The organism is Shouchella rhizosphaerae (assembly GCF_900142675.1).
Taxonomy (GTDB): Bacteria; Bacillota; Bacilli; order Bacillales; family Bacillaceae_D; genus Shouchella; species Shouchella rhizosphaerae.
Map to the genome: position 1 here is coordinate 578,426 of NZ_FRBS01000001.1, position 12,289 is coordinate 590,714.

The window sequence follows — 12,289 nt, forward strand, 5'->3', positions numbered from 1 at the left end:
GTATGGACGAGACGATAAAGCTGCTAAACAAAGCAGAATCGGGTTTGTCAGGGACAATTGTCGTACCTGGCGATAAATCGATTTCACACCGCGCTGTCATGTTTGGCGCTATGGCGAATGGTACTACAAACGTCAGCGGATTTCTTCCTGGCGATGATTGTTTAAGCACGATTGCCTGTTTCCGGAAAATGGGTGTAGCGATTGAACAAGAAGGCGACAAAGTCACGGTTGAAGGCAAAGGGTTAGATGGGCTGAAGGAGCCAAATGGTGTGCTAGATGTCGGCAATTCCGGTACAACAATCCGTTTGCTATTGGGCGTCCTCTCTGGCCGGCCTTTTCATTCGGTCGTTGTCGGTGACGATTCGATTGGCAAACGCCCGATGGCACGGGTGACGGCGCCACTTCGGCAAATGGGCGCGCAAATCGACGGACGGGAAACGGGAAATAAAACACCGTTATCGATCCGTGGTGGGCAAACGAAAGCAATCGAGTATACGATGCCTGTAGCAAGCGCACAAGTCAAATCAGCGCTTCTGTTAGCGGGATTGCAAGCAGAAGGGGAAACATCTGTTACAGAGCCGCAAACAACAAGAGACCATACAGAGCGAATGCTCCATGCTTTTGGCGTGAAAGTGACGACAGCGGGCAAGACCATTTCCATTCAAGGCGGCCAGTCCCTTCAAGCAGCTGACGTCGTTGTTCCAGGGGATATTTCATCGGCGGCGTTTTTTCTTGTCGCAGGCTGTATCGTTCCAGGGAGTCGCGTCCACTTAAAGAATGTAGGCTTAAATCCAACGCGTGCCGGCATTCTTGAAGTCTTAAAGCGGAGTGGAGCAAAGCTGTCGATTGACGAGCAAGTGACGACAGGTGGTGAACCACGGGGAGATATGACGATATCAACAAGCGAGCTCTCACCGTTTGTCATTGAAGGAGAGGAAGTGCCTACGCTAATTGATGAAATACCGGTGTTAGCAGTGCTTGCTACGCAAATTTCAGGCACCACTATTATCCGTGATGCTGAAGAGCTAAAAGTGAAAGAAACGAACCGCATTGATACGGTTGTAGGCGAATTGGCTAAGCTTGGGGCTGACATTGAAGCGACCGATGACGGCATGATTATCCGTGGCGGCAAGCCGCTTACAGGCGGAAAAGTGGATTCCCATGGCGACCACCGTATTGGCATGGCGCTTGTCATTGCCTCTTTATGCGCAAATGGGCCGGTAGAATTAGCAAACATAGGTGCCATTTCTGTATCGTATCCTCAGTTTTTTGAGCATTTACAGTCGCTACAGTAGAAGAGCGTCCAAGCGAATCGAAATCGATTGTAGCAGAGGCGTGTAGGCATGGAGAACGAGGACAGGAGCAAATGGTTCCGTCTGCGTGAACAGTTGTAAATCAAATCAACGGGCAGTGTCCACCTTTGAAAGCAAGCCATGTGCTTGCTTTTTTGCCCAAAAAAAGAATCCATCTGCAAACGAAAGCGTTTACAAATGGATTTAGCCATAATAGCTAAGAATGTATGGATAGGAGTGGAGAGAAACCATACGCTAATTAGAGAATAAACGAAAACGCTTCCATTGTCAACAGGTTTTGCCATAAAAGATTTTTTTAAAAACGATGGGCAAACAGAATGGTTGAAAGGGCGCAATTGCTTACTATAAAATAAAGGCAAGAAGCATGCAAAAGGAGCATGATGTTTTTGTGGACATAAAAAAGAAAATTTATGCGTCAATTGAATCTGGGAATGTAGAAGAAGCACTCCGTTTGCTAAATGCGTTTGCGGATACAACGAACCATGACCAGCTCTACCAAGCAGCAGAGCTTTATTATGAGCTAGGGCATGTCGATAAAGCACGGCCGCTCATTGAACAATTGCTCGAATTATACCCTGATGAAGGGGAGTTGTACGTTTTGGCAGCAGAAATGATGATTGACGCCGACCAAGAAGACGAAGCGATTGAGTATTTATTAGAGATCGGCGAAAACGATCCAAGTTTTTTACAAGCACAATTGCTGCTTGCTGATTTATACCAGTTGCAGTCTCTTGATGAAGCAGCCGAGCAAAGACTGCTCGCGGCCCATAAAAAAGCGCCTAATGAGGTCATCATTACGTATGCACTCGGTGAATTTTATCTTGAACAAGGTTCATATAATAAAGCTATCCCGTATTTAAAACAGGCATTGCATGCAAAAGAGGAACTCGGTGACATAAATGTCGGTTTGGCGCTTGCCGAAGCTTATGGGGCTAATGGCCAGTTTGAAGACGCGCTCTTGCTATACCACCAGCAAAAACAGAATGAACTGCCGCCGAATGCATTGTTTAATTTTGGTTTCACCGCTTTTCAGCAAGGTGATTACACGGTGGCGATTGAACAGCTTGAGGCTGTAAAAACACTCGATCCTGATTTCACAAGTGTCTATGTGCCGCTTGCACGCGCTTATGAAGCGGAAAAGCGTTATGAGGAAGCATTTGAAACATTGGCCGCGGGCATGCGTATGGATGAATTTAATGATGCGCTGCCATTGCTTGCCGGGAAACTGCTGTATAAACAACAGGATTTTGTCGGTGCTGAACAATACTTGCGCCAGGCAATTGCTTTAAATCCAACAAATACAGAGGCGTTGCAAACATTAGCAGCGTTTTTGCGGGAACAAGAACGATTTGACGAGCTGCTGGAGCTTGTCGAACATGCGAAGTCCTACGGGGAAACAGATGCGCTGCTCGTTTGGTACGAAGCACTCGCTCATAAAGAGCTGGAGTATTATGAAACGGCACGGGAAAAATACAAAGAGGCCTATATTGCTTTTCATGAAGATGCAGATTTTCTAAGCGAGTATGGTCACTTTCTCTTGGAAGAGGGAGAGCGAAACAAGGCAGTAGAACTTTTTCAAAAAGCGCTGCAACAAAGCCCTGAGCGGAGTGATTTGTCAGAACTCCTCGATGAATTGCAAGCAGAGTAGCATGTTACAGCGTGATTTGTAGAAAACGAATTGTGGCTAGAAAAAGGATTCAGGCAATGGCAAGGCGAATTTACAGGTATGCAGGAGCTAGGAAAGTTTCCAACGAATTCAGAAAGGGGGAGTGAGCAATGAGCAATATGGTTCCAGTCATGGACAAAAAAGCATTTTTGCGCAGCTTTCTCAAACGCCATCAACTGAAAAGGCGAGAATGTGCTTGGCTTTTGAACTACTTGATGAATGATGATACGCTAATGGAACGAGTTCACTTTTTAAACCATTCTGAAGGCACGCCAAAAGCTTTGGTTATTTCTGCTCAAGGAATTGAACAAATCCCATTTTCTTTCCGCAAAAAGCATCATGTTACAACGGATTGCGAAAAAGCGTTCCACGACATTCGCTTAAACCAAACAGAAGACATATATATTGAGCTCCACTTCCAAGAGCGCTTAACGTGCCCGCAATACTTAGCGGTGCTCGAAGACAATCCGTACTTGCCAGAAACGCAAGAAAGGGCTCAGGCATTTGAGCGAAAAGCAGAAGCGCTTTTACAGGAGTCGGTTCGCTTGTTCCAACTCAAAAAGCTGTCTGAAGCGATTGACGAGGCGCTTGACAATGGCGATAAGGAGACGTTCATGGAATTGAGCGAACAGTTAAATCGCTTAAGAAAATCTTGAAAACAGGGCCAACTGGCTCTGTTTTTTTGCTATACTATAGAAGGACAAAAGGAGAGGATGATATGCGGTTTCGTGCAGCAGACATTGATACATATTTAAAAGCGGCTGACTATGTAGACACAGCTCTTATTCCGCTAATGAAAACAACGTGGGATACTGAGGTGAAAACAGTGACGCAAGCGGTTGAGTTTACTGCGCAGCTAGCAGATGAAATGGAACGGCAATTTCACGGGCGGATCATGCAATTTCCTGCTTTCACTTATGCCCAATCAGAACCGTTGTCAAGCCGCATTGACAGGCTGTTAGGATGGGCAGCCGATTTAAAAGCAGCCTCATTTTCTCACATTTGTTTGCTGACAGCTGACGGGGAATGGAAAACGGCTGAAAACGAGCTTGACGAAATGGCACTGTTTTTTGTGCCAGCGCTTCCCCTCGAATTTGTTGAAGCGAAGCACCGTAAAGAAGTGATGGACGGGCAGTTAAAACAGCTGATCCCCTTTTTATCGCAGCTTTGGCAACAAAAAGTCTGAAAGCGCTCTTCTAACTTATATTGCGCAATGTAGGCGGTTTATAGTATGATGGTATCGTCCTAGTATTAGTCTTGTTAAGAATGCTCAGAATAAAAGGAGCACAATTATGAACGTTGTTAGGAGGGAAAATAGTGAGCGAGAGAGACCACAAAGTATCAAGACGGCAATTTTTATCGTACACGCTCACTGGCGTCGGCGGTTTCATGGCTGCTGGCATGTTAATGCCGATGATTCGCTTTGCCCTTGATCCTGCCTTAAAAGCAGGTGCGGAGTCGGATATGCAGCTCGTTTGTGAACTGGATGATTTGACAGATGTGCCGCAGCGGTTTACGTGGAGCTTCACGCAAGTTGACTCATGGTACGAGTCACAAGTAGAGCACGAAGCTTACATCTATTTGGACGGCGATAAAGTTGTCGCTCTATCTTCAGTATGCACGCATCTTGGTTGCACAGTTGCGTACAATGAGGATGCGAGCGAGTTCCAATGCCCATGCCATGGGGGGCGTTTTGAAGAAGACGGTACGAATATCGCCGGAACGCCACCAACGCGACCACTTGATGTTTTTGAAGTCGTGGTGGAAGGCAATCAAGTTTATCTTGGACAGGTGAGTCAAAGAACTTAGGAGGGGCGCGAGAAATGCTTCAAAAAATTTATGATTATGTGGACGAGCGTCTCGACATAACGCCAATGTGGCGGGATATCGCTGACCATGAAGTGCCAGAGCACGTCAACCCAGCTCATCACTTTTCGGCGTTTATTTATTGTTTTGGCGGTTTGACGTTTTTTGTAACCGTTATTCAAATTTTGTCGGGAATGTTCCTTACCATGTACTACGTACCGGACATTGTGAATGCCCATGCATCTGTTTACTTTTTGCAAAACGATGTAGCAATGGGTGTCATAGTCCGCGGCATGCACCATTGGGGCGCCAGCCTTGTTATTGTCATGATGTTTTTACATACGTTGCGCGTGTTCTTTACCGGCTCGTACAAAAAGCCACGTGAATTAAACTGGGTTGTAGGAGTATTGATTTTCTTTGTGATGCTTGGCCTTGGCTTAACAGGCTATTTGTTGCCTTGGGATATGAAAGCATACTTTGCAACTGTCGTCACACTTCAAATTGCTGAAAGCGTACCGATCATCGGCGACTTTACAAAAGCGTTGCTTGCCGGAGGCGAAATTGTCGGTGCTGCGACGTTGACGCGCTTTTTTGCTATCCATGTCTTCTTCTTGCCAGCAGCATTGCTTGGTTTGCTTGGGGCGCATTTTATCATGATTCGCCGTCAAGGCATTTCTGGCCCGCTATAATTGTTAGCTAATATGTGATTATACTAAGGGGGGAAACCCATGCATCGAGGAAAAGGAATGAAGTTTGTCGGCGATTCCCGTGTTAAAGCGGATGGCCGAAAACCAAACATTCCAAAAGACTACTCGGAATACCCTGGAAAAACGGAAGCTTTTTGGCCAAACTTCCTATTGCGGGAATGGATGGTAGGGGCAGTCTTTTTAATGGGCTTTTTATGTTTAACTGTGGCCCATCCTGCGCCGCTTGAAGCAATTGCTGATCCATTGGAAGCCTACATTCCGCTTCCAGACTGGTATTTCCTGTTTTTATATCAATTGCTTAAATATGAGTTTGCTTCTGGCGACTTTAATGTACTAGGTACGGTGGTTATTCCAGGCGTTGCATTCGGCGCTTTGCTGCTTGCTCCGTGGTTGGATACATCAAAAGAACGTCGGCCACACCGTCGCCCGATTGCTACCTCTATTATGCTTCTTGGTGTTGCATCCGTTGTTTACTTGACATGGGAGTCAGTGGACCAGCATGACTGGGAAGCTGCTGCCCAGCAAGGGAAGCTAGTAGAAGGAGCCGAAATTGATGAGGAAGCAGAAGGGTTTGAAATTTATTCAAGCCAAGATTCGTGCATCCAATGTCATGGCGACCAAATGACAGGCGGTGCGGGAGCGCCGAACTTGCTTGAAACAGAAAAAACACCTGAAGAAGTCATTGAAATCATTCAAAATGGGCAAGGAGCGATGCCTGCCGACCAGTTCACGGGTTCTGAAGAAGAACTGCAAATTTTGGCAGAGTTCATCGCAAACCATGGTCAAGATCCTGAATGATTGTGTTATACTAAGAGCTGCCCAAATGGGCGGCTTTTTTCATGAAAGGAAGGGCTGGCATGCTAGCTTATTTGTATGGGCTTTTAACGAAACGCATCAGCTTATGGTTGCTGCTAATCATTAATGTGTTAGGCACGATCTATGGGTTTTACTGGTATGGCGACCAGCTTGCGGCCACTCCGCTGCATTTTATCTGGTTTGTGCCTGACAGTCCGACGGCAAGTTTGTTTTTTGTGTTTGTGTTGATTGGCTTTTTGAGCCGTAAGCAATCTGGCTTAATCGAAGCGCTTGCTGCCGTAACGTTACTTAAATACGGCGTGTGGGCAGTTGTCATGAATACGTTTCAAGTGATGGAAGGCGCCCCGCTTCATTGGCAAATTATTATGCTGAATGTCTCCCATGCAGGCATGGCTTTACAGGCACTTTTATTCATGCCATACTTCCGCATCAAAAAAGGACATTTGGCTGCAGCGTTATTATGGACCGTCTTCAACGACTTTATCGATTACCATTTTCATATGCACCCGTGGCTAAGTGCTCGAATTATGCCTTATATTGACGGCATTGGTTGGTTTACATTCTTGTTGGGACTTGTCTGTGTAGCGACCGTCTACTTCCTAAATGTGCGCCAGCGCGCGCTTCGTATTAATTTGCCACGCTAAGGTCTACTCTTGTCCTTTTGTTCATAGGATGTTTAGAACAGAGGAGGGACAAGAAATGCGTCATTGGATGATGCTCGTTTTGCTTGTTTGTATCGTAGTGATGCTGCCTATGCCTGGCTCTGCTAATGATGCCCAAGCGTGGAAAGAATTGAATCATACGGCAAATCAAGTGCTGAAGCTAACGAAAGAACAGCGTTATGAAGATGGAAAACGGCTAATGAGTGTGTTTGCTGATTTTTTCCTTTCTTATGATTTTGAAGACCAGGAATGGACAATGTCTTCGTTACGCACACTAACGACAACGTTTGAAAATGCTGAAGATGCATTAACGGCTACAAATATGCCTGATGATGAACGTATTCGCCTCGTCACAGCGTTTCGCCTTGCGATTGACGCGTTTGCCAAAAACAGCGAACCCCTTTGGAAAAGCACGGAAGCGCAAGTGATGGCGTCACTAGACGATCTAGAGGAAGCGGCTGTGTCAAAAGATGCCCAAGCTCTGAAACGCCAAATAAATGCATTTCATTCCCTATACGGCATGATTCGTCCGTCTATCCACATAAGCACAACTGAACAAACCGTCGTACGTTTTGACTCGTATTTTGCTTTATTAGAAAACCAATCCGTATCCCCTGAGCAACTGGAAGATCATATTGAAACGATGCGTGGCGCTTTTAAAGAACTTTATGATGGTAGTGGCGAGGATGGGATAGACCCATCGCTTTTATGGGCGATTCTGTCTATCGGTGGACCGCTTGTTGCGTCCTTATCTTATGTTGGTTATCGGAAATACCGGGCTGAGAAACGGCGAGTAAAAGCAAAAGAATAAAATGTGTCAAAACTGTGACGGTCGTTCAAAAAAGAGCTTGCAACCATAGCGGGAAGTTTGACTTTCTTTGACGTTTTGATTACGATAATAGTATTAAGATAAAGTGAGGTGATTTCAATGAGTCTCGGTGTTTATTTGTTTTATTTAGCGTTTCTCATTCTAATCCCGCTTCTGGCTCAAGGAAAAGTAAAACGGGCGTATAAAAAATATTCGCGCATCCGTAACAGCGCAGGAATGACAGGTGCAGAAGTAGCCCGGAAAATTCTTCATGACAACGGCATTTATGATGTTGAAGTCGAAGAGGTAAAAGGGGAGTTATCTGACCACTACGATCCACGTGCCAAAGTTGTACGGTTGTCAACAGACAATTACCGCAACGCTTCAGTTGCCGGGGCGGCCATTGCTGCTCATGAAGTAGGACACGCGATCCAAGATGCAGAAAACTACTCATTCTTGAAATTTCGCAGCGCTTTGGCACCGGTTGCTTCCATCGGCAGCAATTTAGGCCAATGGCTGATTTTGGCCGGTTTGCTCTTCGGCGTCGGTGCTCAAGTCGGCGGAAACCCTGTTTTGCTAATGGGTATTATCTTTTTTGCCACCGCTGTGTTATTTCAAGTGGTTACGTTGCCAGTTGAGTTTAACGCTTCCAACAGAGCAATGGAGCAAATGGTGGCAAGTGGGATTATTGTAAACAACGAAGAGCGGGAAACAAAGAAAGTCCTTGATGCCGCTGCTTTAACTTACGTGGCAGCAGCGCTTGTCGCTTTGCTCGAACTAGCACGATTCATTATGATTTACTTGGCACAACGCGACTAATGGTCGGAACAAATCGGCTTAGTCTGAAACCAGCTCATTCACTTGGGCTGGTTTTTTCGTGTTAACTTAATTTGGGAGCAGGCATGCCCCGAAAAAGCGCTTTAACAGTGAGCTAATGCACAAATGTCAACAGACCATGCTCGTTTTTTGGGGCAAAGCCCTTTACAAACATGGTTTCCCTAAAGTAGACTGAGTTTGTTTATCAGAAATGGGGAGACAGAATGAAACAGAATCCAACAGGAATGGAGAGGTTGGCGCTTGCGTTTTTGCTTGGAATGCTAGCTGTCCTTGGGCCGCTCAATATTGATATGTATTTGCCGAGCTTTTTGCAAATTAGCGAAGATCTGCATGCGCCCGCTTCGCTTGTACAACTAAGTTTAACAACGTGCTTAATCGGTTTAGCGATCGGGCAACTTGTCGTCGGCCCGATCAGCGACGCAAAGGGAAGGAAACGGCCATTGCTCATTTCAATTACGTTATTTGCCGCTGCTTCGCTTTTATGTGCGTTTGCTCCAAATATTGGCGTTTTGATTGCTGGCCGCTTTTTACAAGGATTTACGGCAGCAGCTGGGATTGTCGTGTCTCGTGCGGTTGTCCGTGATGTTTTTACAGGCCAAGCATTAACAAAATTCTTTGCGTTGCTTATGGTGATCAATGCCGTGGCGCCGATGTTAGCACCAATGGCGGGCGGGGCGATTTTGCTGTTGCCAGGGGCGCGCTGGGGGTGGATTTTCTTGTTTTTGTCTTTGCTCGGGGTCTTAATCGTTCTCGTTGCAGGAATAAAGCTAGAAGAATCGCTTCCACCAAGCAAGCGAGTGCCAAGCTCTTTGTCGCATATCCTATGGACATTCAAAGATTTGCTTAAAGACCGTTCTTTTATCGGCTATGCACTTACACTCGGGCTCGCTCATGGCGGCAGTTTTGCCTATGTGGCGGGCACTCCGTTTGTTTATCAAGGCATTTACGGTGTAAACGAACAAGTTTATAGTGTGTTATTTGGCATCAATGGTCTAGCGATCATCACCGGTACATTCGTGGTTGGCCGTTTAGCCGGCATAGTTCATGAACGAACGTTGTTGAAAACAGGGGTGATGGTTGCGAGCTCAGCTACAGCTATTCTTGTCTGCATGGCGGCCATTCAAGGGCCATTATGGACAATTGTCGTTTCCATTTTTATTTACATGACGTCAATGGGAATGATCACAACCTCTTCCTTTACGTTAGGAATTGCCAAACAAAGCCATCGTGCCGGCAGTGCTAGCGCGATGCTCGGCATGTTGCCCTTATTCCTTGGAGCGATGGTTGCACCGCTTGTCGGCATCGATGAATCAACAGCAGTGCCGATGGCAGCGATTATGTTTGCCACAAGCGTGTTGGCCCTTAGTACATGCCTTGGTTTGACGAAAAAAGAGAGCAGTCCTAGCCAAGTCGAAAAACGGTAACGGTCCAAAGCAAAATAGCGCTAAATGAAGAAGGGGAATGGCCCTGGAAAAGAAAGAAAAGCAACAGAGAAGGGACAGGCTCTGTTGCTTTTTTACTGCTTAGCCAATTCGAATCGGTTGCTTGTTGTCATCGAGTGTAAACCCTTCACCGGCCGCTTCGGAAACATCGTGGATGGTCATGAACGCATGGGGGTCAATGCGATGCACAATATTGCGCAACCTCACCGTTTCATTGCGGGCGACGACGCAATATAAAATTTCTTTTTCGTCGCCAGTAAATGTGCCTTTTCCTTGTAGCGTCGTTGCGCCTCGGCCCATTTCACGTAAAATCGCTTCTGAGATCTCCGTAATCGACTCGGAGATGACAAAGGCAGCTTTCGCATTGTAGGATCCTTGTTGGATAAAGTCAATGACTTTGGCGGCAATAAACACATAGACAATCGTGTACATCGCTTCACGCAAATCAAGATAGACGAGAGAGATAGCAATGACACACGAATCAAATACAAAAAAGGTCCGCCCGATGCTCCAGCCAAAATAGCGCAAGCATAGTTTCGCAATGATGTCTGCGCCGCCGGTTGTGCCACCAAAACGGAAGACAAGCCCAAGCCCTGTACCGACGATGGCCCCGGCGAACAATGCGGCCAGCATTAAGTCATTGCCAAGGAAAATATGTAAGTTGATACGCTGGAACAAATCAAGGAATAGCGATAAACTGAATGTGCCTACGAGTGTATAGTAAAAAGGAATCCGGCCTAACATCCGCCAGCCTATAAAAAACAACGGAATGTTAATTACGATGTTGGTGATTGCCGGGTTGATCGTAAATAAAAAGAAAAAAAGCAATGTAATGCCTGTAACGCCGCCGTCTGCCAATTGGTGTTCCATATTAAAGTAAACGAGGCCAAACGACATAAGCGCTGTGCCGAGCAAAATGAAAAAAATGTTTTTAACGTGCCGGTTGACTGCCAAGCAATCGCCTCCTTTTCGCGTCCATCCTTAGTTTACTCAACTTCACGGAAAAAAGAAATATCACGTCATTATTTTTAAATTGCGCAGGCGCGTGCTTTTCGCTAGGATAGAAGGGGAAAGGAAGTGCCAATGATGCCTGAAGGAAAAACAATCGCAGAAATGCAAAAAGAAGTCGACTCGTACATAGGGCAGTTTAAAGAAGGATATTTTAGTCCACTGGCAATGTTGGCCCGCTTGACGGAAGAATTAGGCGAGCTAGCAAGGGAAGTGAACCATTACTATGGCGAGAAGCCCAAAAAAGCATCAGAAGAAGACAAAACGATGGAACAAGAGATCGGTGATATGCTGTTTGTCCTCATTTGTTTGGCGAACTCACTTCAAATCGATTTAAGCGAAGCGCATGATCTTGTCATGCATAAATTCCAAACAAGAGACAAAGACCGCTGGACGAAAAAAGAAAAAGGAGAACAGAATCAATGACACGTATTGTAATTGCAGGGCCACGTGGCAACATGGGCCAAGAAGCAGTCAAACTTTGTCTGCGAGAAGAATCATTTGAACTGGTTGCTGTAGTTGATTCAAAAAATGACGGCAAGCAATTAAAAGATTTGCAAGAATTCCAACAAGGTGATGTGCCAGTATATACCGATATGGCACGCTGTTTTGCGGAGCATGAACCAGATGTATTAATTGATTTGACGGCACCTGCCTTTGGTAGAAAACATATGGAAGTGGCGTTTGAGCATGGCGTCCGTCCGGTTGTAGGAACGACAGGGTTTAGTGATGAAGATATTCGCGATTTAACGAAACTGGCTGAAGCAAAAGAGCTGGGCGCCATCATCGCTCCTAACTTTGCTATCGGCGCGATCTTAATGATGAAATTCGCGCAAACGGCAGCACGGTACATGAATGACGTTGAAATTATTGAACAGCACCATGACCGCAAGCTAGATGCGCCATCGGGTACAGCGGTAAAAACGGCACAGCTCATTGCAGAGGTGCGGGCTCCGAAAAAGCAAGGCCATGAGCAGGAAAGAGAAGAGATGGCAGGCGCAAGAGGAGCTGACTTCGATGGTATGAAAATCCACTCTGTCCGTTTACCTGGGCGAGTGGCCCATCAAGAAGTGCTGTTTGGTGGAGTGGGGCAAACGTTATCGATACGCCACGATTCGCTAAACCGTGAAAGTTTTATGCCTGGCGTAAAGCTTGCCGTTGAACAAGTGGTCAAGCTCTCGACGCTAGTTTATGGTCTTGAAAATTTAATCGATTAAGGGGAGA

The 12,289-nt window shown here is 46.1% G+C and carries 14 protein-coding genes; 13 read left to right on the forward strand and 1 reads right to left on the reverse strand.

Going from position 1 to position 12,289, the window contains the following annotated elements; genetic code table 11:
* The first annotated feature begins 2 nt into the window (after nucleotides 1–2).
* From aroA to BUC05_RS03060, 11 genes are all read left to right on the forward strand, one after another.
* Nucleotides 3–1,295, forward strand: a complete 1,293-nt coding sequence (gene aroA / locus BUC05_RS03010) for a 3-phosphoshikimate 1-carboxyvinyltransferase (RefSeq protein ID WP_073304056.1) — start codon at nucleotides 3–5, stop codon at nucleotides 1,293–1,295.
* Nucleotides 1,296–1,701: 406 nt separating this feature from the next.
* Nucleotides 1,702–2,961 (forward strand): tetratricopeptide repeat protein, encoded by a 1,260-nt coding sequence (locus BUC05_RS03015; protein ID WP_035204267.1) that lies wholly within the window; start codon nucleotides 1,702–1,704, stop codon nucleotides 2,959–2,961.
* A 128-nt stretch (nucleotides 2,962–3,089) separates the two neighbouring features.
* Nucleotides 3,090–3,635, forward strand: a complete 546-nt coding sequence (locus BUC05_RS03020) for a ReoY family proteolytic degradation factor (RefSeq protein ID WP_011246748.1) — start codon at nucleotides 3,090–3,092, stop codon at nucleotides 3,633–3,635.
* A 62-nt stretch (nucleotides 3,636–3,697) separates the two neighbouring features.
* Nucleotides 3,698–4,165, forward strand: coding sequence for a YpiF family protein (locus BUC05_RS03025; protein WP_011246749.1), 468 nt, complete (start codon nucleotides 3,698–3,700; stop codon nucleotides 4,163–4,165).
* Nucleotides 4,166–4,296: 131 nt separating this feature from the next.
* Nucleotides 4,297–4,788, forward strand: coding sequence for a Rieske (2Fe-2S) protein (locus tag BUC05_RS03030; RefSeq protein WP_011246750.1), 492 nt, complete (start codon nucleotides 4,297–4,299; stop codon nucleotides 4,786–4,788).
* A gap of 14 nt (nucleotides 4,789–4,802) precedes the next feature.
* On the forward strand, nucleotides 4,803–5,474 hold the full coding sequence (gene qcrB / locus BUC05_RS03035; protein ID WP_011246751.1) for a menaquinol-cytochrome c reductase cytochrome b subunit: 672 nt from the start codon (nucleotides 4,803–4,805) through the stop codon (nucleotides 5,472–5,474).
* A gap of 39 nt (nucleotides 5,475–5,513) precedes the next feature.
* Entirely contained in the window at nucleotides 5,514–6,290 is a 777-nt protein-coding gene (locus tag BUC05_RS03040) for a menaquinol-cytochrome c reductase cytochrome b/c subunit (protein WP_011246752.1), read from the forward strand.
* Between the two features lie 59 nt (nucleotides 6,291–6,349).
* Nucleotides 6,350–6,952, forward strand: coding sequence for a DUF1405 domain-containing protein (locus BUC05_RS03045; RefSeq protein WP_011246753.1), 603 nt, complete (start codon nucleotides 6,350–6,352; stop codon nucleotides 6,950–6,952).
* A gap of 55 nt (nucleotides 6,953–7,007) precedes the next feature.
* Nucleotides 7,008–7,781: a sporulation protein YpjB gene (ypjB, locus tag BUC05_RS03050; protein ID WP_011246754.1), complete on the forward strand. Its 774-nt coding sequence runs from the start codon at nucleotides 7,008–7,010 to the stop codon at nucleotides 7,779–7,781.
* A gap of 117 nt (nucleotides 7,782–7,898) precedes the next feature.
* Nucleotides 7,899–8,597: a zinc metallopeptidase gene (locus tag BUC05_RS03055; RefSeq protein WP_011246755.1), complete on the forward strand. Its 699-nt coding sequence runs from the start codon at nucleotides 7,899–7,901 to the stop codon at nucleotides 8,595–8,597.
* 221 nt (nucleotides 8,598–8,818) lie between these two features.
* Nucleotides 8,819–10,039, forward strand: coding sequence for a Bcr/CflA family efflux MFS transporter (locus BUC05_RS03060; RefSeq protein ID WP_011246756.1), 1,221 nt, complete (start codon nucleotides 8,819–8,821; stop codon nucleotides 10,037–10,039).
* Nucleotides 10,040–10,138: 99 nt separating this feature from the next.
* Here BUC05_RS03060 and BUC05_RS03065 read toward each other — a convergent pair whose 3' ends face one another.
* On the reverse strand, nucleotides 10,139–11,011 hold the full coding sequence (locus BUC05_RS03065) for a YitT family protein (RefSeq protein WP_011246757.1): 873 nt from the start codon (nucleotides 11,009–11,011) through the stop codon (nucleotides 10,139–10,141).
* 159 nt (nucleotides 11,012–11,170) lie between these two features.
* Here BUC05_RS03065 and BUC05_RS03070 point away from each other — a divergent pair, with 159 nt between their 5' ends.
* On the forward strand, nucleotides 11,171–11,491 hold the full coding sequence (locus BUC05_RS03070) for a nucleotide pyrophosphohydrolase (protein ID WP_372513899.1): 321 nt from the start codon (nucleotides 11,171–11,173) through the stop codon (nucleotides 11,489–11,491).
* Complete coding sequence (gene dapB, locus BUC05_RS03075) at nucleotides 11,488–12,282, forward strand: 4-hydroxy-tetrahydrodipicolinate reductase (RefSeq protein ID WP_073304058.1); 795 nt, start codon at nucleotides 11,488–11,490, stop codon at nucleotides 12,280–12,282. The genes BUC05_RS03070 and dapB overlap by 4 nt, the downstream gene beginning before the upstream one ends.
* Nucleotides 12,283–12,289: the final 7 nt, after the last annotated feature.